A 26,192-nucleotide genomic window follows, 5' to 3' on the forward strand; every position below is an offset into this window, starting at 1 on the left:
GCGTTGCGCCCTCGCGCATTAGCGTCGCGTCCGCCGGGGGCGGTCCCGCGTCTGTCCGCGCGCTTCCCAACCGCCTTCCGTGGGTGCATTTCGTTCGCATTCGTCCCGTCGTGTCCCGCGAAAGGCTCTCTTCGTCATGCGTCAACTTCCCGCCATATCCCGCCGCGTCGCCGCGGCAGCCGTCAGTGTGGTCCTGCTCGGAGGCGCGGCGGCGTGCGGTCCGGAGAAGAGCGGCGATGCCAAGGGCGGCGGCGCCGACGGCGCGCCGAAGAAGGGCGGCACCCTGACCGTCCTCAACAGACAGCCGCAGAAGCAGTTCGACCCCGCCCGGCTCTACACCTCCGGCGGCGGCAACGTCCCCTCGCTCGTCTTCCGCACGCTCACCACCCGCCACCGCGCCAACGGCGCCGAGGGCACCAAGGTCGTGCCCGACCTCGCCACCGACACCGGCACGCCCAGCGACGACGCCAGGGTCTGGACGTTCAAGCTCAAGGACGGGCTGAAGTACGAGGACGGCTCGCCCATCACCACCGCCGACATCAAGTACGGCATCGAGCGCTCCTTCGCCCCCGAACTCTCCGGCGGCGCCCCCTATCTGCGCGACTGGCTGGTCGGCGGCGAGAACTACCAGGGCATCTACAAGGACTCCAAGGGCCTCGCCTCGATCGAGACCCCGGACGCGAAGACGATCGTCTTCCACCTGCGCAAGTCCGAGGGCGACTTCCCCTTCGTCGCCACCCAGACCCAGTTCGCCCCGGTGCCCAAGGCCAAGGACACCGGCGCGAAGTACGCCGAGCACCCGGTCTCGTCCGGCCCGTACAAGGTCGTCAAGAACACGGGCGACGGCGAGCACCTGGTGCTGGAGCGCAACACCAACTGGTCGGAGGAGACCGACAAGGAGCGCCACGCCTACCCCGACAGCATCGATGTGCAGGCGGGCCTGAACTCCGCGGTCATCAACCAGCGGCTCTCGACCGGCCAGGGCGCCGACGCGGCCGCCGTCACCACCGACAACAACCTCGGCCCGGCCGAACTCGCCCAGGTCACCGGCGACAAGAAGCTCGCCGACCGGGTCGGCACCGGCCACTTCGGCTACACCAACTACCTCGCCTTCAACCCCAAGGCGAAGCCGTTCGACAACCCCAAGGTCCGCCAGGCCATCGCGTACGCGATCAACCGCACCAGCGTGGTGAACGCCGCGGGCGGCTCCTCGCTCGCCGAGCCGGCGACGACCTTCCTGCCCAACCAGAAGTCCTTCGGCTACACGCCCTACGACCACTTCCCGGCGGGCGCGACCGGCAACCCGGAGAAGGCCAAGGAGCTGCTGAAGGAGGCCGGTTACGAGAACGGCCTGGAGATCACCCTCACCCACTCCACCGCGCAGGACTTCGAGACCAGCCCCGAGATCGCCACGGCGATCCAGGCGGCGCTCAAGCAGGCGGGCATCACGGTCAAGCTCCAGGGCCTGGAGACCAACGACTACGACGAGAAGGTCCACCAGGTCAAGACGCAGCCGGACCTCTTCCTCGCCCACTGGGGCGCCGACTGGCCGTCCGGCGGCCCCTTCCTCGCCCCGATCTTCGACGGCCGGCAGATCGTCAAGGACGGCTCGAACTACAACTCCGCCCAGCTCGACGACTCCAAGGTCAACGACGAGATCGACGGCATCAACAAGGTGACGGACCTCGCCGCCGCCGCCAAGCGCTGGGGCGCTCTCGACCGGACGATCGGTGAGCAGGCCCTGACCGTGCCGCTGTTCCACCCCGTCTACAAGCGCCTCTTCGGCAAGGACATCAAGAACGTCGTCATCAGCGACTGGACCGGCGTCCTCGACATCTCGCAGGTCGCGGTCAAGTGACGGACCTCATCGGCACCAAGGAGCCGGAGGCGGTGACTCCGTCCGGAGTCGCCGCCTCCGGCGCCCGGCAGGTGTGGCGGCGGCTGCGCGCGCGCAAGTCCGCGCTCGTGGCCGCCGCCGTGCTGGGCCTGCTCGTACTCCTCGCCCTCGGCGCACCCCTGCTGGCCGCGCTGGAGGGCCAGGACGTCAACGCCTACCACGACACGCTCGTCGACTCCGCGCGCGGCGGCGTGCCGTCCGGCTCCTTCGGCGGCGTCAGCGCCGACCACTGGCTCGGCGTCGAACCGGGCACCGGACGCGACCTGTTCGTCCGCCTCCTGTACGGCGCGCGCGTCTCGCTCATGGTCGCCGTCGGGGCGACGCTGGTGCAGGTGCTCGTCGCCGTCGTCGTGGGGCTCGCCGCCGCGCTCGGCAACCGCTTCGTGGACAGCTTCCTCAGCCGGATCACCGAGGTGATGATCGCGCTGCCCCTGCTGGTCTTCGCGATCGCCCTGACGGCCGTCGTCCCCACCGACTTCCCCCGGCCACTGCTGCTCGTCGTCGTGATCGGCCTGATCGCCTGGGGCGGCCTGGCCCGCGTCGTCCGCGCCCAGGCGCTCAGCCTGAAGAAGCTCGACTACGTGTCGGCCGCACGGCTGGCCGGCGGCTCGACCTGGCGCGTCGCCCGGCGCGAACTGCTGCCCGGCATCGCCGCACCCGTGATCACCTACGCGGTCTACCTGCTGCCCTCCAACATCGTCCTGGAGGCGTCCATGTCGTTCCTCGGCGTCGGCGTGAAGCCTCCCACCCCCTCCTGGGGGCAGATGCTCTCCTCGGCCACCACGTGGTTCCGCGCGGACCCGACGTACGTGGTGCTCCCGGCGCTGCTGCTGTTCGTCACCACGCTCGCCTTCACCGTGCTCGGCGACGCCGTGCGCGTCGCGCTCGACCCGCGCGTCGCGTCCCGGCTGCGCGTCGGCCGCGCCAAGGCGCGCAAGGCCGCCGCGCCCGCGGGGGGAGAGGCGGCATGAGCCTGTACTTCCTGCGCCGCGCGCTCGGCGCCGTCCTCGTGCTCCTGGCGATCTCCGTGGTCATCTACGCGACCTTCTACGTCGCCCCCGGCGACCCCGCGAAGCTCGCGTGCGGACCGCGCTGCAACCCCGAACAGCTCCGGCAGGTACGGGAGCAGCTGAGCCTCGACGACCCGGTGTACCTGCAGTACTGGCACTTCCTGCAGGGCGTCTTCGTCGGGCACGACTACTCCACCGGCACCGGCGTGATGCACTGCGACGCGCCCTGCTTCGGCCTGTCGTACCAGAACGACCAGCAGGTCACCGAGCTGATCGCGCAGCGGCTGCCCGCCACCCTCTCGCTGGCGGCCGGCGCGATGGCCCTGACGCTGCTGCTGGGCATCGGCACCGGCCTGCTGTCCGTCGTCCGGCGCGGCGGCGTGGTCGAGCGCGCGCTCACCTGGCTCACCCTCGCCGGCATCGCGACCCCGGTCTTCATCAGCGGACTCGCGCTGCTGATGGTCTTCTGCGCGTACCTGGAGTGGCTGCCCTTCCCGTCCTATGTGGCGCTGACCGACGACCCCGAGCAGTGGGCCTGGAACATGCTGCTGCCCTGGGTCGCGCTCGCCCTGCTCGAATCCTCGAAGTACGCCCGGATGACCCGCAGTTCCATGCTGGAGACCCTCGCCGAGGACCACGTCCGCACCTTCCGTGCCTACGGCGTCTCCGAACGCGCGATCGTCGGCAGGCACGCGCTGCGCGGCGCGGTCGCGCCGGTCATCGCGATGGCGGCCGTCGACTTCGGGTCGATGGTGGGCGGCACGATGCTCACCGAGACGATGTTCGGCCTGCCCGGCGTCGGACAGCTGCTGGTGCACTCCGTGCAGACCGTCGACCTGCCGGTCGTCGTCGCGATCGTCATGGTCATCGGCGCCGCCGTGGTGATCGCCAACATCATCGGCGACGTGCTCTACGCCGCCGCCGACCGGAGGGTGGCCCTGCGATGACCGATCCCCTGGTGAAGGTCACCGACCTCGCCGTCTCCTTCCCCGCGGGCGACGGCTTCGTCCGAGCCGTGGACGGGCTCTCCTTCGAGCTCGCGCCCGGCGGCGCGCTCGCCCTCGTCGGCGAGTCCGGCTCGGGCAAGAGCACGGTGGCGTACGGGCTGCTGGGCCTGCACCGCTCCACCGGTGCCGAGGCCACGGGCGAGGTGCGGGTCGCGGGCCACGACGTGCTCGCCGCCGACGAGGCCGAACTGCGGCGGGTGCGCGGCGGGGTGGCGGCCATGGTCTTCCAGGACCCGCTCTCCTCGCTCGACCCCTACCAGGCCATCGGCGACCAGATCGCCGAGGTCCACCGCGTCCACCGGCGCGGCACGACCCGGCGCGCGGCCCGCGCCCGCGCCGTCGAGGTGCTCGACCGGGTGGGCATCCCGGACGCGTCCCGGCGCGCCCGCTCCCGCCCGCACGAGTTCAGCGGCGGCATGCGCCAGCGCGCCCTCATCGCCATGGCGCTCGCCTGCGAACCGCGCCTCCTGGTCGCCGACGAACCCACCACCGCTCTCGACGTCACCGTGCAGGCCCAGATCCTCGGCCTCCTGCGCGAACTGCGCGCCGAGACCGGCATGGGCCTGATCCTGGTCACCCACGACCTGGGGGTGGCCGCCGACAGCGTCGACGAGCTGCTGGTGATGAAGGACGGCCGCGCCGTCGAGCGCGGGGCGGTCCGCAAGGTGCTCGACGCGCCGGGCGAGGACTACACGCGCGCTCTGCTGGCGGCCGTTCCGCGGATGAACGTCCGCCGTCCGGGCGCACGTCCCGCGAAGGCCGACGACGCGGTCCTGCTCGAAGCCACCGGCCTGACCCGGGAGTTCGGCCGCGGCAAGCGGGCCGTCACCGCCGTCGACCAGGTCTCGCTGACCGTACGGGCCGGGGAGACCGTCGGCGTCGTGGGGGAGTCCGGCAGCGGCAAGACGACGCTCGGGCGGATGCTCGTACGGCTCCTGGAGCCCACCGGCGGCGAACTGCGCTACCGGGGGCGGGACATCGGCGGCCTGAAGGAGAGCGGGTTGCGGCCCTTCCGCGCCGAGCTCCAGATGGTCTTCCAGGACCCCGTCTCCTCGCTCAACCCCCGCCGCAGCATCGGCGAGTCCATCGCCGACCCGCTGCGCGTGGCCGGGAAGCTCACCGACGCCGAGATCGCCGCCCGGGTGCGCGAACTGCTGGAGCGGGTGGGGCTCGACCCCGGCGCGTACCACCGCTATCCGCACGAGTTCAGCGGCGGCCAGCGGCAGCGGGTCGGCATCGCGCGGGCGCTCGCGCCCGAGCCCAGGCTGATCGTCTGCGACGAGCCGGTGTCCGCCCTCGACGTCACCACCCAGGCGCAGGTCGTCAAGCTGCTCGGGGAGCTGCAGCGCGACCTGGGTCTTGCGCTCGTCTTCATCGCGCACGACCTCGCCGTCGTGCGCCAGGTCAGCGACCGGCTGGTCGTGATGCGCGGCGGGCGGATCGTGGAGGAGGGACCGGCGGACTCCGTCTACGAGAACCCCCGGCACCCCTATACGCAGGGCCTGCTGGCGGCCGTCCCGCGGCTCGAACGGGAGGAAGCCGCCGCATAGCGCGGAGCAACGTCCCATCTCCGGGAAAGTCACCTCTGTTCACCCCTTCCGGTGGCGCGACGGACAACCGTCCGTCGCGCCCCGTGGCGGCGCGCATAGCGTGCTCCCGCTGCCGTTCGGCGGCGGTCGGCGTGGCCACAGTGGACAGACGGGGGTGCGTGCGTGCGCGTGGGACTCCTCACGGAGGGTGGGTATCCGTATGCCGCGGGTGAGGGCGGTCAGTGGTGCGACCAACTGGTGCGCGGGCTCGGCGGGCACGAGTTCGAGATCTATGCCCTGAGCCGGGGCGCCCGCCAGGAGCGCTGCGGGTGGTACGGCCTGCCGGAGCAGGTCCGTCGGGTGCGCACCGCCCCCCTGTGGGGCGACCCGCCCGAGGCCCTGGAGGGAACGGCGGGCGGCGCGTACGGCAAGCGCGAACGGCGCCGGTTCGGCGAGCACTTCGGGGAGCTCGCGGCGGCCATCGGCTCGGTCGGTGCGCCCCCCTCCGACCCGGCCGACGACCCGGGTCCCACCGGCTCCCCCAGTGATCAGGCGTACCGTTTCGCCGACGCTCTCCACGGCCTCGCCGACCTGGCCCACGACGCCGGCGGACTCGGCCCGGCCCTCCGCTCCGAACAGGCCCTGCGCACCCTGGAATCGGCCTGCCGCGCGCCCGGCGCACACCCCGCGGTCTACGGCACCCGCGTCGCCGACCTGCTCGCCGCCTCCGCGCTGCTCGAACGCGCGCTGCGGCCGCTGTCCCTCGACTGGTACGGCGCCCGCGACGGCGACCGGGGGCTCGCCGCCGTCGACCTCTGCCACGCCACCTCCGCGGGACCCGCCGCGCTCCCGGGCCTGCTGGCCAAGCGCTTCTTCGGTACCCCGCTCCTCGTCACCGAGTACGAGGTCCGGCTCCGCGCGTACTACCTCAACAGCGCCGCGAGCGCCGCGGGCCTGTCCCTGCCCGTACGGACCCTGCTCGCCGCCTTCCACCGGCTGCTGACCGCCGAGGTCTACCGCCGGGCCGACCTCATCACCCCCGGCGACGCCCAGGTGCGGCGCTGGCAGGAGCGCTGCGGAGCCGACCGCGAGCGGCTGCGCACCGTGCCCCCCGGCGTCGACGAACGGCCTTATGAGGACGTGGGCGAGGGCGCCGAGGGCACGGTCGTCGACGACGGGCGGACGCTGGTGTGGGCGGGCGGGCGCGCCGAGCCCTATCTGTGGGAGGCCCTCGACATAGTGCGCGAGGCCGAGCCCGGCGTCCGGCTGCGGGTCGTCGGCACCCCCCTGCCGGGCAACCAGCCGCCCGACGGGGTCTGCTTCGAGGAGTTCGCGAGCCCGGAGACGTACGCGGCGGGCAGCGTCGTCCTCGCCGGCGCCGCGGACGGCTTCCCGCTGCCGCTGGTGGAGGCGATGTTCTGCGGCCGCGCCACGGTCTCACCGGACGCGGGCACCGTACGGGAAGTCATCGGCGGCACGGGCCTGGTCGTCCCGCCGCGCGCCCCCCGCGAGCTCGCCGACGCCTGCCTCGCCCTCCTGCGCGACCCCGAGCGGCGCGCCCGCCTCGGCGCGGCCGCGCGCGCCCGTGCCCTCGAACTCTTCACCGTCGAGCGGCACGTGACGGCCTTCGGTGGCATCTACCTCGAACTCATCTCCCATGCGCCGGCGCGGCAGGACGCCCCCGCCGATCCGTCGGTCCCCTTCGCCCACGCCACCGGGGCGCACCCACCGCTCTCCTGGTCGGCGCGCCAGGCCCCCACCTGGGCGGGCCGCCGATGAGCGCACCCCTGTGCGACGGCAACGCCCCGACGTCCGCCGGCATACCCTCCGCCGACACCGCCACGCCGGTGACCCCGGCGCCCGGCGACCCGGTGAAGGCGCTGCTGCACCGCCACCGCGAACTGTGCGCCCGGGCGGTCGACCCGCTGGAGATCGCGGCGGTCCTGGAGGCCCGGGGCATCGCCGAGCGCGTGGCCGCCGAATGCCGGCACCGCGACGTCTTCTCCCTCGCCGAGGAGCTCTACGCGCGCGTGCGCCGCGACCCGGCACCGACCGTTTGGGGATCCGGCCGGCACACGGCATTCCGGGAGGCGCCCCCGGCGCGCCTTCCGGGCCCGGACGGGTGGTGGACCGCCGGGCGGTTCGCGGCCCTCTGGCTGATCGCCTACGGCCTCCTCGGCGACCCGCTGCTCACCGTGCTGCTCGACGGCCGTCCGGCGGGCCGAATGGACCTTGTCCGCGCCCTGTCGGCCGCCGCGCCCACGGCCGTCGCCCTGGCCTGCGCCGTCGCGCTCGCCGCCTGGTGCGCGCGCTGGTACGCCCTGCGCATGGGCCACGCCCTGGCGGTCAGCCGGACCCTCGGCGCCTTCCGCACGCGCGCCTGGCCCGCCCTGGTGAGTGCGACCGGGCTGTTCCTCGGTGCGCTCCTCGCGCTCCTGTGGGCCCTGCACGCGGCACTGGACCGGCACCCCCTCCCGTACCCCGCGGCCCCGCTCGCCGCCACCACGGCACTCGGCGGACTGCTCTTCCTCGCCCGGCTGACGGCCGTGCGCGGCTGCGCCAGGGCGGGCGCCCTCGCCGTCCTGGCCGCCTGCGCGGCCGAGGCCGTGCCCCTGCTCGGCGCGTGGCTGCCGGGCGGCGGGCCGCCCGCCGCCCTCGCCTCCGCGGCTGCCGCCCACGGCCCCGCCGCCATCCCCCTCGTGGCCTGTGCCGTCCCCGCGCTCGCCCTGCTGGGCCACGCGCTCACCGCGCTGTCCCGGGCCTCCGCCCACCGGCGCGGGGCGCCCGCCACCGCACCCGACGGCCTCACCGACCCCGCCGACCCGGGCACACCCCCCATGCCACAGGCACCGGGACCCCCGGTCCGGCCACCGCACCCCGAGCCGCACACCCCGTCAGAGGAGCAAGGAAGATGACCGTTCACCCCACCCGCACCGCCGGGCGAGAGCGAGGGCGCGACCGATGAGGGTCCTGTTGCTCGGTGCCAACGGCTACCTCGGCCGCTATGTGGCCGACCGGCTGCTCGCCGACCCCGCCGTCCAGCTCACCGCCCTCGGCCGCGGCGACGACGCGGACGTCCGCTTCGACCTCGCCAGCGGCAGCCCCGGCGCGCTCACCCGGTTCCTCAACGCCGTCCACCCCGGGGTCGTGATCAACTGCGCGGGCGCCACCCGCGGCGGCGCCCGCGACCTCACCCGGCACAACACCGTCGCGGTCGCCACCGTCTGCGAGTCGCTGCGCCGCAGCGGCTGCGGCGCCCGCCTGGTCCAGCTGGGCTGCTCCTCCGAGTACGGCCCCTCGCAGCCCGGCTCCTCCACCGCCGAGGACGCGGTGCCGCGCCCCGGCGGCCCGTACGGCGTCAGCAAGCTCGCCGCCACCGAACTCGTGCTGGGCTCCGGCCTCGACGCCATCGTGCTGCGCGTCTTCTCGCCCGTCGGACCGGGCACGCCCGCCGGGTCCCCTCTCGGCCGGCTCGCCGACGCCATGCGGCGCGCCATGCAGAGCGGCGACAGCGAGCTGAAGCTCAGCGGACTCGGCGTGCAGCGGGACTTCGTCGACGTACGGGACGTCGCCCGCGCCGTCCACGCCGCCTCCCTGTCCGCCGCCCAGGGCGCCGTCAACATCGGCACCGGCCGCGCCGTGCGCCTGCGCGACGCGGCGTCCCTGCTGGCCAGGGTCGCGGGCTTCGGCGGCGCCCTGCACGAGCTGGACGACCCGCACCTGGGCAGCCCGCCCGCGTACCCCTACCCGGACGGCTGCGGCAGCTGGCAGCAGGCCGACGTCCGCACCGCCCGCGACCGGCTCGGCTGGCGCCCCAGAATCGGCCTGGAGGAGTCGCTGGCCGACATCTGGATGGAGGCCGCGTGTCGCATCTGAGCCCCTCGGGCCACCGCCGCGCCGCGCGGGCCGCCGGGCGGCCGCTGCGCTTCGGCGTCCCCGGCTTCGCCCACCCGCTGCTCGCGCCGGCCGAGTGGGGCGAGCTGGTGCGCCCCGACGTGCCCGTGGACTGGGTGGTGTTCGGGGCCGGGGCGCTGGGGGAGTGCGGCAAGGCGTCGGGCGGCCCCGGCACCCGGCCGGACCCGCACTGCCTCGCCGCCGCCACCCGGCTGCACGAGGCGGGCGTCCGGGTCCTCGGGCACCTGGACGCGGGCTTCGGCGAACGGCCCTTCGCGGAGCTGCTGTCGGAGGCGCAGCGCTACCTCAACTGGTACAAGGTGGACGGCTTCTCGCTGGACGCCACCCCCACGGGTCCGGCCGCGCTCCCCGGCACCCGCCGCACCGTCGCGGGCCTGCGCACGCTGCTGGAGCGCGCCTACGTCGTGCTCCAGCACGGCACCCACCCCTGCCCCGCCTACGCCGGTCTCGCCGACCAGTTGGTGACCTTCCGGGGACCGTGGTCCGCGTACCGCCGGTCGCAGGCGCCCGACTGGACGGCCGCCCACCCGCCCGAGCGCTTCTGCCACCTCGTGCACGGCGTGCCCCGGCAGCACCTGGACGAGGCCCTGCGCCTCGCCCGGGGACAGGGCGCGGGCACGGTCTACGTCACCGACCGCTCGGATCAGGACGAAACGGACCCCTGGGAGGTGATGCCCGGCTACTGGGACGAACTCGTCTCGCGCATCGGACCTGGTGTCTCGGAATGAGGCGGGGCGTGGCAGTGTTACGCCGAAGAGCACCCCGCACCTGCGGGGACGACCCTTCCGTCCGACCTACGGAGACCCCGTGTCGCTGCCACCCCTAGTCGAACCGGCTGCCGAGCTCACCGTTGACGAGGTTCGCAGGTACTCCCGCCACCTGATCATCCCGGATGTGGGGATGGACGGGCAGAAGCGGCTGAAGAACGCCAAGGTGCTCTGCGTGGGCGCGGGCGGTCTGGGGTCGCCGGCGCTGATGTACCTGGCGGCGGCGGGCGTGGGCACGCTCGGCATCGTGGAGTTCGACGAGGTCGACGAGTCCAACCTCCAGCGGCAGATCATCCACAGCCAGGCCGACATCGGCCGCTCCAAGGCGGAGTCCGCCCGGGACTCGGTGCAGGGGATCAACCCGTATGTGAACGTCGTCCTCCACCAGGAGCGCCTGGAGGCGGAGAACGTCAAGGAGATCTTCTCCCAGTACGACCTGATCGTGGACGGCACCGACAACTTCGCCACCCGCTATCTCGTCAACGACGCCTGCGTCCTGCTGAACAAGCCGTACGTGTGGGGTTCGATCTACCGCTTCGACGGCCAGGCCTCGGTCTTCTGGTCCGAGCACGGCCCCTGCTACCGCTGCCTCTACCCCGAGCCCCCGCCGCCGGGCATGGTGCCCTCCTGCGCCGAGGGCGGCGTGCTGGGCGTGCTGTGCGCCTCGATCGGTTCGATCCAGGTCAACGAGGCCATCAAGCTGCTGGCCGGCATAGGCGAGCCGCTGGTGGGCCGGCTGATGATCTATGACGCCCTGGAGATGACCTACCGCCAGGTCAAGGTCCGCAAGGACCCCGGCTGCGCGGTCTGCGGGGAGAACCCGACGGTCACCGAGCTCATCGACTACGAGGCCTTCTGCGGCGTCGTCTCCGAGGAGGCCCAGGAAGCGGCCATGGGCTCCACGATCACTCCCAAGCAGCTCAAGGAGTGGATCGACGGCGGCGAGACCATCGACATCATCGACGTCCGCGAGCCCAATGAGTACGAGATCGTCTCCATCCCGGGCGCCCGGCTGATCCCGAAGAACGAGTTCCTGATGGGCAACGCCCTCCAGGACCTGCCCCAGGACAAGAAGATCGTCCTGCACTGCAAGACGGGTGTCCGCTCCGCGGAGGTCCTGGCCGTCCTGAAGTCCGCGGGCTTCTCGGACGCGGTGCACGTGGGCGGCGGCGTGATCGGCTGGGTCAACCAGATCGAGCCGGAGAAACCGGTCTACTGACCTTGTTTTTCCCGGGCGCCGGGCGGGCTGAATTTTCGGCCCGTCCGGCGCCTTTTTCACGAGCAGGTCGTGCCCTCTGCCGGGACCTTGCCGTCCAGCAGATAGCTGTTGACCGTGTTCACCATGCACGGGTTGCCGCTGTTGTACGCCCCGTGCCCCTCGCCCTTGTACGTCACCTCGACGCCCACGCCCTGCCCGAGCTGCCGGACCATCTGCCGCGCACCGGCGTACGGCGTCGCGGGGTCCCCCGTGTTGCCGACGACGACGATCGGCGCGGAGCCCTCGGCGCTCACGTCCGGCGTCTTCCAGCCGCCCTTGACGGGCCAGCCCGTGCAGCCGAGCAGGGACCAGGCGGCGTCCTCCCCGAAGACCGGCGACGCCTCCTGGAACTGGGGCAGGTACTTCCGCACGTCGTCCACCGAGTAGCGCTGCTCCGCGTCCACACAGGAGATCGCCCGGTTGGCCGCCTGGAGATTGCTGTAATGGCCGTTCGGGTTGCGGCCGTTGATGGCGTCGAAGAGCACCAGCAGGGTGTTGCCGGTGCCCTTGGTCGTGGCCTCCCTGAGCCCGGCGGTCAGATAGCGCCAGGTGTCCTTGGAGTAGAGCGCGGAGGCGATGCCGTTCACCGCCTCGTCCTGCGTGAGCTTGCGCCCCTGGGAGGTCGGCAGCGGGTTCGCGTCGAGCTGCTTCAACAGGGCGGTGATGCGGTCCTGTGTGACGCAGCCCGCCTCCGGGGTGCGGGTGGCGCAGTCCTTGAGGTAGTCGTCGAGGGCGAGCTGGAAGCCCTTGGTCTGCCCCAGGCTGCCCTGCACGGGGTCCTGCGTCGGGTCCACGACGGCGTCGAGGACCGCGCGGCCCACGTTCTTGGGGAACAAGTGGGCGTAGACCCCGCCCAGTTCGGTGCCGTAGGAGATGCCGAAGTAGGAGAGCTTGTCGTCGCCCAGGGCGGCGCGCAGCCGGTCCATGTCGCGGGCGGCGTTCACCGTGCCCACGTGGGGGAGCAGCTTGGCGGAGTTCTTCGCGCAGGCGTCGATGTACGCCTTGTCGGCCGCCAGGGTCGTGCGGAGCTCCGCGTCGTCGTCGGGGGTGGCGTCGATCTGCGCGGCGGTGTCCAGCTCCGTGTCGCTCTGGCAGCGCACGCCCGCGCTCTCGCCCACGCCGCGCGGGTCGAAGCTCACGAGGTCGTAGCGGTCGCGCAGCTTCTCGTAGCTGGCGGCCAGCCCCGGCAGCGTCGCCACCCCGGAGCCGCCGGGCCCGCCGAAGTTGAACACCAGCGAGCCGATGCGGTGGTTCCGGTCGCGGGCCTTCGTACGGATGAGGGCGAGGTCGATCTTCTCGCCGTCCGGCTCGGCGTAGTCCAGGGGGACGGACAGCTTGGCGCACTCCCACTCCTTGCCGGGCGCCTTGCCGTCGCCGCCCTGCGCGTCGGTGGGCGCGGCGCACGCCGACCAGCGCGGTGCCGCCTGGGTGCCGACGGACGCGCCGCCGCGCTTGCCGTCCGCGCCGTCCGACGTGCCGCCTGAGCCGCCACCGCACCCGGCGGTGGCGAGGGCGACCGCGAGCGCGGTGGGGAGGAGGGCGCCGGCCCGTGGCCGTAGGGGAGTCATTCCACCGACTCTACGAGGCGGCGGGCCCGCCGTCCCCGCGGGAGAGGGAGTGCTCAGCGGGCGCGCAGGCGCGCGCAGCCTATGCGCTCTCCCACCGCGTCGACGAAGACGGGGAACGACCGGCGCGGGTCGTCCAGGCCGGTGTGGGTGCGGCCCGGGCCCGTCCGCATGGTGAACACCGTGGCGCGGCCGTCGCAGTCGGCCCGTATGAGCGCGCCGGTCGCGTCGATCCGGCCGTGCGCCCGCCAGCCGGGGGCGGGCGGGCTGTCCCCGGTGAGGCCGTCGAAGAGGGCGACGATCCTGGGCCTGCCGACCATGGTGAAGCGGGCGGCCCACTGCCCGTCGCCCGAGACCGCGCAGGTCTGGAAGTCGTCGTGGACGCTGCCCACGGTGTCGGTCAGCCGGTCGTCCGGCCCGCCCGCAGGGGCTCCTTCGGCCCCGAGCCCGGGGATGGCGCAACGCCCCGGCGACGCGCCAGGGTTCACCCGTACGGGCCTCGTCGTCATCGCCCGTGCGCGCAGTCTCATCGGTGGCGCCGACGAACAACCCGTCGCCTCGGCGGCGCGGTTGGCGGCGCTCACCAATAACGCACCCGTGTTCGCCGGGGACGTGCCGTCGGGGAAGCCCGGGTGGCCGCCGCGACCGGCCGCGTCCGTGTAGGAGCTGGTGAACGTCACGACGGACGGCCTGCCGCCCACGTCGCAGCTCGCGGGCAGCACCAGGGCGCCGGAACCGGCGGCCGTGAATCCGGGCAGCCGGCCCGGGAGCGCGGTGTCGCCCCCTTCGAAGAGGCCGTCGAGCCACGCGCGGCGCGCCACGGCCTCGCCGGGGCCGGTGCCGAGACGGAGCTCGACCCGCTGCTCGTACGCCCCGGAGCCCTGGCCGCCGCGCCAGCTGAGCGTGCAGAGGCCGCTGGGGCGGCCGGGCGCGGGGGCGCTCTCCCGCGCGGTGCGGTCGTGGGCGCCGCGGTGGAAGAGGCCGCCGTCCTCGGGCCAGGCGCCCCAGCAGTACGAACGCCGGGCGAGCGGGGTGGACTGGGTCTGCCAGAGCGCCACGAGGGCGGCCACCAGCGCGGCGATGGCCAGGACGCCGGTCAGGACCCGGCTCCTGCGGCCGGTCCGGCCGCCGTCGCGAAGCGTGCTGTACGACACCTTGTCCCCCGACCGTCCGTCACGGAACTGCTGTGCGGGCGATCGTAGTGCGGGCCACTGACATTCGATCCATGTCGTTCGGGCCACCGGTGATATGTGCTATGTGTGCTATGAGCAGATCTTACCGGCTTGAGGGACCGTACCCTCCAACAGGTAGGCGTCCACAGCCCCCTTGACGCACGCGTTGCCGCTGTCGTAGGCGCCGTGCCCCTGGCCGCGGAAGGTCAGCTCCACGCCGACGCCCGTGCCGAGCTGCTGCGCCATCCGGTGCGCTCCCTCGTAAGGGGTCGCGGGGTCACCGGTGTTGCCGACGACGAGGATGGGCGCCGCCCCCTCGGCGCTCACGTCGGGCGTCCGCCACTCGCCCTTGACGGGCCAGCCCGTGCACTGGGTGAGGCTCCAGGCCATGAAGTCGCCGAAGACGGCCGACGCCCTGCGGAACTCCGGCACCTTCCCCTCGACCTCGGCCGTGGTGTAGCGCTGCGCGGAGTCGGCGCACGTGATGGCGTTGAGGGAGGACTGGAGCGAGCTGTAACGCCCGTCCTGGCCCCGCCCGTTCATGGAGTCGGACAGGGAGAGCAACAGCCTGCCGTCACCGTTCCCGGCGTCCTCCAGGCCCTCGGTGAGGTAGTCCCAGAAGTCCTTGGAGTAGAGCGACTGGGCGATCCCGCCGGTGGCGAGGGACCGCGTCAGCAGACGGCCGCCCGTGCCGGGGATCGGCTTCTTCTCCAGGCGTCGCAGCAGATCGCCGATCTGCTGCTCGGTCGGGCAGTTGTCGGAGGTCTTCACACAGGCCTCCATGTAGTTGCCCAGGGCCAGTTGGAAGCCCTTCGCCTGGCCGAGGGAGCCCTGCACGGGGTCGCTCGTCGGGTCCACGACACCGTCGAAGAGGGCGCGGCCCACCCTGTCCGGGAACAAGTGGGCGTAGACACCGCCCAGTTCGGTTCCGTAGGACACCCCGAAGTAGTGCAGCTTCTCCTCGCCCAGCACCTGGCGCATCAGATCCATGTCGCGGGCGGCGTTCGTCGTGCCCACATACGGCAGGATCTTCCCCGAGTGCTTCGCGCACGCGGTGGCGTATTTCGCCACCCGGTCGACCAACGCCCTTTCCTTCTCCTTGGTGTCCGGGGTGGCGTCGGCCGCGTAATAGGCGTCCAGTTCCTTGTCGCTCAGACAGGTGACCCCGCTGCTGCGGCCCACCCCGCGCGGGTCGAAGCTCACCAGGTCGTAGCGCGTGCGCAGCTTCTTGTAGTCGTCGGCGAACGCCGGGAGCGTGGTGACCCCGGAGCCGCCGGGGCCACCGAAGTTGAAGACCAGTGAGCCGATGCGGTGCGCCGGGTCCGTGGCCCTCGCGCGGATCATCGCGATGTCGATCGTCTCGCCCTTGGGGGCGGCGTAGTCGAGGGGCGCCCGCAGGGTCGCGCACTCCCAGTCGTTGCCGGGCGCCTTGTCCGTCGTGCCGCCCTGACTGCCGCTCGGCGCCGGACACGCCTTCCAGGCGAGCTTCTGGCGGTCCGAGACGTCCGCCACCGGCTTGTCGTCCCCTCCGCCGCAACCGGCGGCCGTCGTGACCGCCGCCATCGTCAGCAGCACGGCGGTGAGCAGCCCCCCGGCCCTTACGGATCTGGACACGGCGGCACTCCCGGGGGTCGACGGCAGGCGTTGGACTGCCATCGTCCGGGCGGGCGGTGAGGGGCGCGCGCGGTGCGGGCGTACGGGTTAGTAGTGGGCCGCCGGGCGCGGGTCGCGCGCGCCGGCCCGGACGCCGTGCCGGGGCCGCCGCGCGAGGCTCACAGGGCCACGAACGTGACCTCGGTGGCCTTGACGCTCACCCACACCGGCAGGCCCTCCTTCAGCGCCAGGTCCGCCGCCGCCGACGGCGTGATCTCCGCGACCACGTCCGGCTCGCCCGCCACCAGGACGCGTAGCCGCCCGCCTTGTGCCGTGATCTCGCGGACCGTTCCCCGCCAGACGTTGCGGGGGCTCCCGGCCGGCCGCTCCACGTGCAGGGACACCGCCTCCGGACCCACGACGGCGAGCCCGCTCGCGGCCTCCCCGGGCAGCGGGTCCGCCGCGACCAGGCTCGCCCCGCCCTCGAGCAGCAGGGTGCCCTCCGCCGTGGACGTGCCCTGCCAGGCGTTGCGTCCCAGCATCCGCGCCACCCAGGGGGAACGGGGGTGCCGGGTCAGCTCCGTCGGCGACGCGTACTGGACCGTGCGGCCGTCCTCCAGGACGAGGATCCGGTCGGCCAGCGACACGGCCTCCACGGGGTCGTGGGTGACGATCAGGCAGACGCCCGGGAAATCCGCGAGGTGGGTGCGCAGCGTGTGGCGGACCCGGGCGCGCGTCGACTGGTCCAGCGCGGCCAGCGGCTCGTCCAGCAGCAGGAGACGGGGGCGCGCGGCCAGGGCCCTGGCCAGGGCCACGCGCTGGGCCTGGCCGCCGCTGAGCTCGCCGGGGCGGCGGTGGGCGAGGTCGCCCACGTCCAGCCGGGCGAGCCAGTGGCGGGCCTCGCGGTGCGCGTCCTTCCTGGGGACGCCCTGGGCGCGGAGGCCGTAGGCGGTGTTGGCCAGGGTGGTGAGGTGCGGGAAGAGGGCGCCGTCCTGGGGGACCCAGGCGATGCGCCTTTCGTGCGGGGGGAGTTCGGACGCGTCCGTGTCACCAATGGTCAGAGGGCGCGCCGTGGCCCTGTCCGTGAGCCCCAGGAGGGCTCTCAGGAGCGTTGTCTTCCCTGCGCCGTTGGGGCCCACCACGGCGATGGTGGTGCCCGGCCGCACGTCGAGTTCCGCTGCCGTCGCGCCGGTCACCGTGGTGCGCAGAGGGAGCGGCGCGGGTGCGGGGCCGGGGCGGTCCAGGCCCTCCGGGGCGCTCTGATCCACGGACCCTGTCGGCCGTTCCGGCCTCCCGGAGAGGCCGGAAGACTGCTGCGGACCGGTCTGTTTCTTCGTCGTCAGCCAGCGGCCTCTCAGCGACAGCAGGACCGCTGTCGCGATCGCCAGCAGGAGGAGCGATACGGCCGTCGCGCCCTCGGGGTCGTCCTGGAGGAGCAGATAGACCTGGAGGGGGAGGGTCTGCGTGGTGCCCGGGAGGTTGCCCGCGAAGGTGATCGTCGCGCCGAACTCGCCCAGCGCCCTCGCCCAGCTCAGGGCCGCGCCCGCGACCAGGCCCGGCAGGACCATGGGGAGGGTGACGGTACGGAAGACCCGCAGCGGGGTCGCCCCCAGGGACGTCGCCGTCTCCTCGTAGCGGGGGTGCAGGCCCGCCAGCGCGCCCTCCAGGCTGATCACCAGGAAAGGCATCGCCACAAAGGTGGAGGCCATCACCGCGCCCGCCGTCGAGAACGGCAGCGTGATGCCGAACCAGGACTCCAGCCAGGGGCCCAGCACGCCCCTGCGGCCGTAGCCCTGGAGCAGGGCCACGCCCGCGACCGTCGGGGGCAGCACCATCGGCAGCATCACCAGACAGCGCACCAGAGCCTTGCCGGGGAAGTCCACGCGGGCGAGCAGCCACGCGAGCGGGACGCCGAGGAGCAGGGACAGCAGCAGGGCCCAGCCGGAGACCAGGAGCGACAGCCCGAGCGCCTCGGTGACCTCGTGCGAGCCGAGGCGGGAGGGGAGGGTGGTCCAGGGCGTACGGGCCAGGATCCCGGCCAGGGGCAGGAGAAGGAAGCCCACCGCCAGCGCGGCGGGCAGCCCGAGCGCCCAGGGCGTGCGCCCCGGGCGCGTCCCGCCGGTCACGGCTGCTGGAAGCCCGCCGCGCGCAGCAGCTTCTGCGCCTCGTCCGAGCCGAGCCACTTCACGAAGTCCGCGGCGTCCTTGGTGTGCTTCGAGCTCTTGAGGGTCGCGGCCGGGTAGGAGGCGACGGCGTTCTGCGCGTCCGGGACGGTGACGGTGGAGACCTTGCCCTTGGCCGCCGCCGCGTCCGTGAGATAGACGATCCCCGCGTCCGCCTCACCGAGCGAGACCTTGCCGAGGACGGCCCGGACGTTCGGCTCCTGGGACACCGGCTTGAGCGTGACGTGCTGCTGGTCGAGCACCTTCTTGCTGTAGCGGCCCACCGGCACCTCGGGCGCGGCCAGCACGACCTTGAGGTCGCTCCTGGAGAGGTCGGAGAGGCCCTTGACGCCCTTCGGGTTGCCCTGGGCGGTCGCGATGGTGAGCCGGTTCCTGGCGATGACCGCCGGCTTGTCCGTGTCGGACTTCAGGCCGTCCATGGTCGTGGTGTCGGCGGTCACCAGCGCGTCGGCGGGCACGCCCTGGCGCACCTGCGAGGCGAGCTCCTGCGAACCGGCGAAGGAGAACTTCACCGTGGTGCCCGGGTGCGCCTTCTCGTACGCCGCGCCGGCCTGCTTGAAGACGTCCGTCAGGGACGCGGCGGCGAGCACGGTGAGCGTCGTCGAGGACTTGGTGTCCTTCTTGTCCTCGCCGCCGCCGCAGGCGGCCACGAGCGGGACGAGGAGCGCGGCGGCGAGGGCGGCGCGTACGGGCGTGCGGTGCATCGGGTTCTCCAGGTGCCGGGTCAAGCGCGGTCGATGTGCACGTTGGTGGCCTTCACCCGGGCCACGGCCTCCATGCCGACGGCCAGGCCGAGCTCCTCCACGGCCTCCCTGGTCAGCAGGGAGACGAGGCGGTGCGGGCCGGCCTGGATCTCCACCTGGGCGGCGACGTCGCCGAGCTTGACGGCGGTGATGATGCCGGGGAAGGCGTTGCGGGCGGTGGTGTACGCCGTTTCCTCGCCCTCGTTCGCCTCCGCGGCGAGCGCCACCGAGTAGGCCGCCAGATCGGACCCGCCGATGAGCCGCTTGCCCGTCTCGTCCCGCGACGTGGGTATCCGCCCGGCGTCCGCCCACCGCCGCACGGTGTCGGGACTGACACCGAGCAGCCTGGCGGCCTGGCCGATGGTGTAGGTCTGCATGAGCGCACGGTATGAGCAGGTGGCTCGCATGTGCAAGGCCGATGGGCCGGTTCGCCTGGCAGATGCGGCGGCGAGTGCGTAGGGCCCGGCAGCGGCGGGCACCCCGCCCGGTCGGCTAGATCGCTCCCTTGCGGGTCAGATAGCTGAACGAGATCCATCCCGGCAGCACCGGCAGCCACAGCGTCATCAAACGGAACAGAAGCACCGCGGGAGTGGCCTGCTCCGCCGGCAGCCCCGCGATCGTCAGCACACCGGTCAGCGCGATCTCGACCGCTCCCACACCGCCCGGCGTCGGTGCGGCCGAACCCAGCGCGTTGGCCGTCAGGAAGACCACCGCGATGCTCGCGTAGCTCAGATCGCCGCCGAACGCGCGGATCGAGGCGTCGAGGCACATCACGTTCGCCGCCGTCAGCAGCAGCATGCCGCCGATGCCCGCGAAGAGCTTCTGCGGCCGCTGGAGCACGTCCAGCATGCGCGGCACGACGCCCGCGAACAGGGACCGCACCCGAGTCGATACGAACTTCCGCAGCACCGGCACGGCCGCCACGACGAGCACGAGCACGGCCGCCGTCAGCAGCCCGCCGATGATCGTCCGCGAGGGGCCCAGCGACGAGCTGCGCTCCGTACCGGTCACATAGCCGAAGGACAGCAGCAGCAGGATGTGACAGGCCAGACCGAAGAGCTGGGAGGCGCCGACGCTCGCGACGGCCAGGCCGGGGCGGATGCCCGCGCGCTGGAGGAAGCGTGTGTTGAGCGCCACGCCGCCCACCGCCGCCGGGGCGACGACCTTCACGAACGAGCCCGCGACCTGTGCCAGGACCGCGCGTCCGAACGCCACCTTCTCCGGCACGAAGCCCAGCAGGCTCATCGTGGCGGCGACATAGGTCAGCACCTGGAAGGCCACGGCCACCGCGACCCAGGCCCAGTTCGCCTTGTCGACGAGGTCGCCGAACTGGACGTGGGTGAACTGCGAGAGGAGGAAGTACGCGGCGAAGGCGCCGGCCACGAAGCTGAGCAGCGTGCGCAGCTTGATGCGCTCCAGGCGCACGGGCTCTATCGGGGCCTGGGGACGGATCAGCAGCACCTGGCGGCGGATCTGCGCGAGCAGGTCCTCCTCGCGCGCCTCCTCCAGGGCCTCTTCCATGGCCTTCTTCTGGGCCTGCCGCTCGGCCTTGAGCGCCTTGCGGTCCTCCGCCGGCATCTCCTCCGAGCCCGCCTCGGCGGCCCCGGTCTCCTTGGCCTCCTTGGCCGCGCGCGCGGCCTCCAGGACGGTCTCCCGCTCCCGCTGCGAGCGCTCCCGGGCGAGCTGCCGCAGGGTCGCGCGGCTGATGCGGGTGAGCGCCAGCGGCTGGAGCAGCGGCAGGCTGTCGGCGACGGCGTCCGGGCCGAGCACGTCCACGCCCGTGGCCACCGCCCGCTCCGCGCCGACCCGCAGGCCGAGGGTCACCAGCAGCTGCGCGACGTCCATGCGCAGCACCAGATCGCCCGCGGCGATCTCTCCGCCGCGCAGGTCGGTCAGGACGACATTGCCGGAACGATCCACCAGGAGGGCGTCGCCGTCGAGCCTGCGGTGGGCGATCCGCCGCGACTGGAGGGCCTGCACCTGGCGCCAGGCACCGGCCATCAGCTCGTCGGTGATCTCCTCGGTGGGGACCGCGCCGAGGGTGCGGCCGCCGATGTGCTCGTAGACGAGCATCACGGCGTCCGGGCCGAGCTCGGAGGTGGCGATCAGCTTGGGGGCGTTGGCGCCCGCGGCGATGGCCGCGTAGGCGAGCAGCGCCTCCTGTTCGAGGGCCTGCCGGAGGGACTGGAGGCTGCGGGGCTGGGTGATGCCGCGCAGCGCCAGCCGCTGCCAGAGGCGGTAGAAGAAGCCCTGCGCCTGCTGTTCGCGGTCGACGACCGTGACGTCGAGCGGCGGGCCGTCCTCCAGGGTGACGATGTAGCGGCGGCCCCGGTCGTGGGGGTGCGACGGCTCGGTGCCCACGGCGTCGGCGCTGTCCTCCGCGCGCAGCGCGGTGACCGGCTTGAAGCCGACGCGGCGCAGCCCGGCGAGGAGGTGGCGGCCGGTGGGCCGGACGTTCGGCGAGCCGACGGCGTAGAGCGTGCCGTAGGCGACCGTCCAGCCGATCAGCACGGTGGTGACGATCGAGAACGGTGTGGTGTAGCCGTTCACCAGCACGGCGAAGGCGTCCAGCAGCAGCACGGCCCACATCACGACCCGCCAGCGCGGCCGTCGCGACATTCCGACGGCCGTCATATAGGCGATCACGGGGGCGAGATAGCCGTGCACCGGATCGGTGAGGCCGCCGGTGGGCGCCTGCTGGGTCAGCGCGTCACGGATCGAGGCGGGCGCGGTGTCGGCCACCCAGAGGTCGGTGGCGAGGGACACGCCGTGCGCCAGGACGGCGGCGAGCACGCCGTCGGCGATGCGCAGCCCGTCGCGTTTGATGAGCCGCTCGATGGCGAACGCCACCGGGACGATGAAGATGGCGATGTTGGCGGCGAGCCCCGCGAAGTTCGCCAGCAGCTGCGGCGCCCGGCCGGTGCTGTCGCCGATGTCCTTCTCCAGGCCCTGGGTGGTGCCGTGGGCGAAGGCCGCGAGGGCGAGGACGAGGGCGATGCCGACGATGCCCAGGAAGAGCCGCACCAGGTCCGCGGGGCGGTGGACGCGGGCGGGCAGCAGCGGCTCGTCACCCGACACCTGGTCGATGTGCGCCTCGCCGTCCTGGCAGTCGTACCCGCCGCGCGCCCCCTCGGGGGACGCCTGTGCCGCCCGCTCGGCGCGGGGCCCGTCCGGGTCCCCGGCCGCGGGGCCGTCGGAGCCGGACAGCGCTTCGGGGGCGCGGTCGCCTCCCTGAGGCTCCGCGCCCTGCTGTCGCTCCGTCTTCTCGTCTTGGTCTCGTATCACCAGTCACCGCCCGGAAGATGGTGGCATGGCCCCGCCGGGCGAGGGGGCATCAGGGTGTGGTTCGGGGGCGCGGACTCCGGATCGTACGCCCTGTAGTACGGATACGCACTCTGGGTGATCTTGCCGGACGGGCGGGCGGTGCCGCGTACGGGCGGGCGCCCGGCCGGGCGCCGACGGGGTGCGGCAGGATGGGCCGGGTGAGCGAGGACGTACGCACGGGCCGGGGAGAGGCCGCCGAGCTTCCCGAATACGCGGAACGGGTGCTGGACGTGGCGGAGCGGATTCCGCCCGGCCGGGTGATGACCTACGGCGACGTCGCCGAGTGGCTGGGCGAGGGCGGACCCCGCCAGGTGGGGCGCGTCATGGCGCTCTACGGCGGCGCGGTGCCCTGGTGGCGGGTGGTCCGCTCGGACGGCGCCCTGCTGCCCGGCCACGAACTGCGCGCGCTCGCCCACTACCGCGAGGAGGGCACACCGCTGCGCGAGGCCGGCCGCTCGGCCCAGGGGCACGTGCCGCGGCTCGCCATGGCACGGGCGCGCTGGGACGGCACCGCCGAGGACGGCGGCCCGGCCGGTGTGACTCCTCACACCTGACAGCATCCGCCGTCCGGGAACCCCCGGACCACACCCCGGCCAGTGCGCCCAAGGGCTGACCCGAACGGGTGAGAGCCGTACGACCGTGCGCCGGCCCGCGGTACGCCCTGCGCCCCGCGTGCCGTCTGGCGTAGCGTCGAGAACCGCCGTCACGCCCGGGACCCCCTCCCGGCCGTACGGCGCACCCCGCCGCACGGCACCCCGCACCCCCACCAGGACCGGCAACCCACGTGAGCTCCTCCCCTTCTCCCGGCACGGCCGGTACGACCGGCGCGCCCGGTGCCGTCCGCCCGCCGCGGCAGGCACGGCAGCCCTCCCAGGGCGCGTACCGCCTCGTGCGGACCCGGCCGGGCCCCACGGCCCCTCCTGAGCTGGACGCGCGGCAGCGCGCCGTGGTTGACCACAGGGAAGGGCCGCTGCTGGTCCTCGCGGGCCCCGGCACGGGCAAGACGACCACGCTCGTCGAGGCCGTCGCGGACCGGGTGCGGCGGGGCACCGACCCGGAGCGCATCCTCGTCCTCACCTTCAGCCGCAAGGCGGCCGTCGAGCTCCGCGACCGGATGGCCGCCCGGCTCGGCGGCGCCCGGGGACCGCAGGCCACGACCTTCCACTCGTACTGCTATGCCCTGGTCCGCGCCCACCAGGACGCCGACCTGTTCGTCGACCCGCTGCGGCTGCTGTCCGGCCCCGAGCAGGACGCCGTCGTGCGCGAACTGCTCGCCGGGCAGGCCGACCTGGAGCGCGAGGGGCGCGGCGCGGTGCGCTGGCCCGACGAACTGCGCGCCTGCCTGACCACGCGGGGCTTCGCCGACGAGGTGCGCGCGGTGCTCGCCCGCAGCCGCGAGCTGGGGCTCGGCCCGGACGCGCTCGGCGCCTTCGCCGACCGCACCGGGCGCCCCGACTGGAGCGCCGCCGCCTCCTTCCTCGCCGAATACCTGGACCTGCTCGACATGCGGGGGGTGCTCGACTACGCCGAGCTCGTCCACCGCGCCGTGCTCCTCACCGAGCGGTCCGAGATCGGCGCCGGCCTCGCGCAGGCCTACGACGCCGTCTTCGTGGACGAGTACCAGGACACCGACGTGGCCCAGGTGCGGCTGTTGCACGCACTCGCGGGCGACGGCCGGACGCTGGTCGCCTTCGGCGACCCCGACCAGTCGATCTACGCCTTCCGGGGCGCCGACATCAACGGCATCCTCGACTTCCCGGACGCCTTCCCGCGCCGGGACGGCACACCGGCGCCCGTCGAGGTCCTCACCACCTCGTGCCGCTCCGCCGCGGACCTCCTGGCCGCCACCCGGCTGCTCACCCGCCGGATGCCTCTCACCCGCCTCCCGGCACAGGCCGTACGCGCACACCGGGAGCTCGCCGCCGTGCGCGAGGGCGGCCGGGTGGAGGCGTACACCTACCCGACCGCGGGCGCCGAGACCGACAACATCGCCGACATCCTGCGTCGCGCGCACCTGGAGGACGGCGTCCCCTGGCACGACATGGCCGTCCTCGTGCGCGCGGGTTCCCGCTCCATGCCGGGCCTGCGGCGCGCCCTGACCTCGGCGGGCGTCCCCGTGGAGGTCGACGGCGACGACGTACCGCTGCGCCACGAACCGGCGGTGGCCCCCCTGCTGACGGCGCTGCGGGCAGTGGCCGAACCGGCGGCCGCACCCCACGGGACCCCTCCGGAGGAGACGGCCGAGGAACCGCCGGCCGACGACCCGCGGCCCTGGCTCGACGCCGAGACCGCCCTCGCCCTCCTCACGTCCCCCCTGGGCGGCATGGACGCGGCGGACCTCCGCCGGCTGGGCCGGGCCCTCAGGGACGAGGAGCGGGCCGCCGGCCGCCCCGTGCCGCGGCCCTCGGACGACCTGATCGCCGAGGCCCTCGCCCAGCCCGGGCGCCTGGCCACCCACGACACGGCGTACGCCAGGGGCGCACAGCGCCTGGGCACGCTCCTCCTCGCGGCCCGCGAACTCCTCGCGGCCGGCGGCACGGCCGAGACGGCCTTGTGGGAGCTGTGGAACGGCACCCCCTGGCCGCAGCGGCTGGAGCGCGCCGCCCGCCGCGGCGGCGCCGCGGGCCGCAACGCCGACCGCGACCTGGACGCCGTCTGCGCCCTCTTCGAGACCGCCGCCCGCGCCGAGGAACGCACCGGCGGCCGGGGCGCCCTGAACTTCCTGGACGAGCTGGAGGCCCAGGACATAGCCGCGGACACGCTCACCCGCAAGGCCGTACGCCCCGACGCCGTACGCCTGATGACCGCGCACCGCTCCAAGGGCCTGGAGTGGCGGCTCGTGGTCGTCGCGGGCGTCCAGGAGGGCCTCTGGCCCGACCTGCGCCGCCGCGGCTCGCTCCTGGAGGCCGACCGCATCGGGCGCGACGGCCTCGCCGAGCCGCTCAGCCCCGGCGCGCTGCTGGCGGAGGAGCGCCGCCTGTTCTACGTGGCGGCCACGCGTGCGCGCGAGCGCCTGGTCGTCACCGCCGTCAAGGCGGCGGCCGAGGACGGCGACCAGCCCTCCCGCTTCCTGGCCGAGCTGGGCACCGAGCCCGTGGACGTCACCCAGCGCCCGCGCCGCCCCCTGGCCGTCGCCGCGCTGGTCGCCGAGCTGCGCGCCACCACGGTGGACCCGCAGGTGTCGGACGCGCTGCGGGCGGCCGCCGCGGAACGCCTCGCCCGGCTCGCCGCGCTGCGCGACGACGAGGGCCAGCCGCTCGTGCCGGCCGCCCACCCGTACCGCTGGTGGGGCCTGTACGAGCCGACGCACAGCGAGGTGCCGCTGCGCGACCGCACACGGCCCGTCGCCCTGTCCGGCTCGGCCGTCGGCCAGCTGGCGGGTACGGCGGGGACCTGCTCGCTCCAGTGGTTCCTCGGCCGCGAGGTGAAGGCGGACGCCCCCTCCACCGCCGCCCAGGGCTTCGGCAACGTCGTGCACGTGCTCGCCGACGAGGTCGCCTCCGGCCGCACCCCGGCCGACCTCGCCGTCCTCATGGAGCGCCTCGACTCCGTGTGGGACGCGCTGGCCTTCGACGCGCCCTGGAAGTCGGTCCAGGAGAAGGAGAACGCCCGCGCGGCCCTGGAACGCTTCCTGCGCTGGCACGTGATGGAGCGCGGCGGGCGGGAGCCCGTCGCCACGGAACACCCCTTCGAGGTCACCCTCAAGGCCGCCGACCACCTGGTGCGCATCCGCGGCTCCATGGACCGCGTGGAGACCGACGCCCACGGCCGCGCCTACGTCGTCGACTTCAAGACCGGCAAGGGCACGGTGTCCGCGGACGACGTCGCCCGCCACCCGCAGCTCGCCGTCTACCAGCTCGCCGTCGAACAGGGCGCCGTCGACGACCTCTTCGACGGCGGACGGCCCGCCGCGGGCGGCGCCGAACTCGTCCAGCTGCGGCAGGGCGCGATCAAGAAGAACGGCGGGGACACCGTCCCCAAGGTGCAGGCGCAGGAACCGCTGGACGGCGCCGCGTGGATCGGCGACCTCCTCGCCGAGGCAGCGGGCCGGGTCCTGGAGGAGCGCTTCGCCCCACGGCCCGGCGCGCACTGCACGCACTGCTCGTTCCGGGCCTCCTGCACGGCGCGGCCGGAGGGGCGGCAGGTGGTGGAGTGAGCGGGGGCCGCTGCTCAGGACCGGCCCCGACCTGCGGCGGTGCCGGATTGTCAGTGGCGCCGGTTAGCGTTTT

At 73.8% G+C, this 26,192-nt stretch carries 18 protein-coding genes; 11 read left to right on the forward strand and 7 right to left on the reverse strand.

Annotation, left to right across the window (positions count from 1 at the left end):
* Positions 1-136: 136 nt before the first annotated feature.
* The 9 genes from DXZ73_RS27675 to moeZ all read left to right on the forward strand — a co-directional run bounded on the left by DXZ73_RS27675 (position 137) and on the right by moeZ (position 11,344).
* Positions 137-1,858 carry an ABC transporter substrate-binding protein gene (locus DXZ73_RS27675; protein WP_116213752.1) on the forward strand — a complete coding sequence of 574 codons (1,722 nt, stop codon included), beginning with the start codon at positions 137-139 and terminating at the stop codon, positions 1,856-1,858.
* Positions 1,855-2,868, forward strand: coding sequence for an ABC transporter permease (locus DXZ73_RS27680; RefSeq protein ID WP_162890355.1), 1,014 nt, complete (start codon positions 1,855-1,857; stop codon positions 2,866-2,868). The genes DXZ73_RS27675 and DXZ73_RS27680 overlap by 4 nt, the downstream gene beginning before the upstream one ends.
* Positions 2,865-3,854, forward strand: coding sequence for an ABC transporter permease (locus DXZ73_RS27685; RefSeq protein WP_116213753.1), 990 nt, complete (start codon positions 2,865-2,867; stop codon positions 3,852-3,854). The genes DXZ73_RS27680 and DXZ73_RS27685 overlap by 4 nt, the downstream gene beginning before the upstream one ends.
* A complete protein-coding gene (locus DXZ73_RS27690; RefSeq protein ID WP_116213754.1) occupies positions 3,851-5,464 on the forward strand; it encodes an ABC transporter ATP-binding protein in 1,614 nt (537 codons plus the stop codon). The genes DXZ73_RS27685 and DXZ73_RS27690 overlap by 4 nt, the downstream gene beginning before the upstream one ends.
* Positions 5,465-5,632: 168 nt before the next feature.
* Entirely contained in the window at positions 5,633-7,222 is a 1,590-nt protein-coding gene (locus DXZ73_RS27695) for a DUF3492 domain-containing protein (RefSeq protein ID WP_425315870.1), read from the forward strand.
* Positions 7,219-8,358 carry a hypothetical protein gene (locus DXZ73_RS40150; protein WP_205519242.1) on the forward strand — a complete coding sequence of 380 codons (1,140 nt, stop codon included), beginning with the start codon at positions 7,219-7,221 and terminating at the stop codon, positions 8,356-8,358. The genes DXZ73_RS27695 and DXZ73_RS40150 overlap by 4 nt, the downstream gene beginning before the upstream one ends.
* Positions 8,359-8,404: 46 nt before the next feature.
* On the forward strand, positions 8,405-9,319 hold the full coding sequence (locus tag DXZ73_RS27705; RefSeq protein WP_116213756.1) for an NAD-dependent epimerase/dehydratase family protein: 915 nt from the start codon (positions 8,405-8,407) through the stop codon (positions 9,317-9,319).
* Positions 9,307-10,086 (forward strand): spherulation-specific family 4 protein, encoded by a 780-nt coding sequence (locus tag DXZ73_RS27710; protein WP_116213757.1) that lies wholly within the window; start codon positions 9,307-9,309, stop codon positions 10,084-10,086. Before DXZ73_RS27705 ends, DXZ73_RS27710 begins: the two co-directional genes overlap by 13 nt.
* Before the next feature lie 79 nt (positions 10,087-10,165).
* Positions 10,166-11,344 carry an adenylyltransferase/sulfurtransferase MoeZ gene (gene moeZ, locus DXZ73_RS27715; protein WP_116213758.1) on the forward strand — a complete coding sequence of 393 codons (1,179 nt, stop codon included), beginning with the start codon at positions 10,166-10,168 and terminating at the stop codon, positions 11,342-11,344.
* Between the two features lie 56 nt (positions 11,345-11,400).
* Here the strand turns inward: moeZ and DXZ73_RS27720 are convergent, their stop codons facing one another.
* The 7 genes from DXZ73_RS27720 to DXZ73_RS27750 all read right to left on the reverse strand — a co-directional run bounded on the left by DXZ73_RS27720 (position 11,401) and on the right by DXZ73_RS27750 (position 21,924).
* Entirely contained in the window at positions 11,401-12,951 is a 1,551-nt protein-coding gene (locus tag DXZ73_RS27720) for an alpha/beta hydrolase (RefSeq protein ID WP_116213759.1), read from the reverse strand.
* Between the two features lie 53 nt (positions 12,952-13,004).
* Complete coding sequence (locus DXZ73_RS27725) at positions 13,005-14,102, reverse strand: hypothetical protein (RefSeq protein WP_116213760.1); 1,098 nt, start codon at positions 14,100-14,102, stop codon at positions 13,005-13,007.
* Between the two features lie 108 nt (positions 14,103-14,210).
* Positions 14,211-15,683 carry an alpha/beta hydrolase gene (locus DXZ73_RS27730; RefSeq protein WP_240351798.1) on the reverse strand — a complete coding sequence of 491 codons (1,473 nt, stop codon included), beginning with the start codon at positions 15,681-15,683 and terminating at the stop codon, positions 14,211-14,213.
* A gap of 209 nt (positions 15,684-15,892) precedes the next feature.
* Positions 15,893-17,839, reverse strand: a complete 1,947-nt coding sequence (locus tag DXZ73_RS27735; RefSeq protein ID WP_162890356.1) for an ABC transporter permease — start codon at positions 17,837-17,839, stop codon at positions 15,893-15,895.
* Positions 17,836-18,600, reverse strand: coding sequence for a molybdate ABC transporter substrate-binding protein (modA, locus tag DXZ73_RS27740; protein ID WP_116213763.1), 765 nt, complete (start codon positions 18,598-18,600; stop codon positions 17,836-17,838). The genes DXZ73_RS27735 and modA overlap by 4 nt, the downstream gene beginning before the upstream one ends.
* Positions 18,601-18,620: 20 nt before the next feature.
* Entirely contained in the window at positions 18,621-19,016 is a 396-nt protein-coding gene (locus DXZ73_RS27745) for a TOBE domain-containing protein (RefSeq protein ID WP_116213764.1), read from the reverse strand.
* Positions 19,017-19,131: 115 nt separating this feature from the next.
* Positions 19,132-21,924, reverse strand: a complete 2,793-nt coding sequence (locus DXZ73_RS27750; protein ID WP_205519243.1) for a lysylphosphatidylglycerol synthase transmembrane domain-containing protein — start codon at positions 21,922-21,924, stop codon at positions 19,132-19,134.
* Between the two features lie 188 nt (positions 21,925-22,112).
* Here DXZ73_RS27750 and DXZ73_RS27755 point away from each other — a divergent pair, with 188 nt between their 5' ends.
* Positions 22,113-22,517 carry an MGMT family protein gene (locus DXZ73_RS27755; RefSeq protein WP_116213765.1) on the forward strand — a complete coding sequence of 135 codons (405 nt, stop codon included), beginning with the start codon at positions 22,113-22,115 and terminating at the stop codon, positions 22,515-22,517.
* 230 nt (positions 22,518-22,747) lie between these two features.
* Positions 22,748-26,119: an ATP-dependent helicase gene (locus DXZ73_RS27760; protein WP_116213766.1), complete on the forward strand. Its 3,372-nt coding sequence runs from the start codon at positions 22,748-22,750 to the stop codon at positions 26,117-26,119.
* Positions 26,120-26,192 lie beyond the last annotated feature (73 nt).

The sequence above is a fragment of the Streptoverticillium olivoreticuli subsp. olivoreticuli genome (assembly GCF_003391135.1).
Taxonomy (GTDB): Bacteria; Actinomycetota; Actinomycetes; order Streptomycetales; family Streptomycetaceae; genus Streptomyces; species Streptomyces blastmyceticus.

Coding starts and splice junctions, on each gene's coding strand:
- DXZ73_RS27675 (WP_116213752.1), top strand. CDS start 137: ATGCGTCAACTTCCCGCCATATCCCGCCGCGTCGCCGCGGCAGCCGTC.
- DXZ73_RS27730 (WP_240351798.1), bottom strand. CDS start 15,683: ATGGCGGCGGTCACGACGGCCGCCGGTTGCGGCGGAGGGGACGACAAG.
- DXZ73_RS27755 (WP_116213765.1), top strand. CDS start 22,113: ATGGGCCGGGTGAGCGAGGACGTACGCACGGGCCGGGGAGAGGCCGCC.
- DXZ73_RS27745 (WP_116213764.1), bottom strand. CDS start 19,016: ATGCAGACCTACACCATCGGCCAGGCCGCCAGGCTGCTCGGTGTCAGT.
- DXZ73_RS27690 (WP_116213754.1), top strand. CDS start 3,851: ATGACCGATCCCCTGGTGAAGGTCACCGACCTCGCCGTCTCCTTCCCC.
- DXZ73_RS27720 (WP_116213759.1), bottom strand. CDS start 12,951: ATGACTCCCCTACGGCCACGGGCCGGCGCCCTCCTCCCCACCGCGCTC.
- DXZ73_RS40150 (WP_205519242.1), top strand. CDS start 7,219: ATGAGCGCACCCCTGTGCGACGGCAACGCCCCGACGTCCGCCGGCATA.
- DXZ73_RS27705 (WP_116213756.1), top strand. CDS start 8,405: ATGAGGGTCCTGTTGCTCGGTGCCAACGGCTACCTCGGCCGCTATGTG.
- modA (WP_116213763.1), bottom strand. CDS start 18,600: ATGCACCGCACGCCCGTACGCGCCGCCCTCGCCGCCGCGCTCCTCGTC.
- DXZ73_RS27685 (WP_116213753.1), top strand. CDS start 2,865: ATGAGCCTGTACTTCCTGCGCCGCGCGCTCGGCGCCGTCCTCGTGCTC.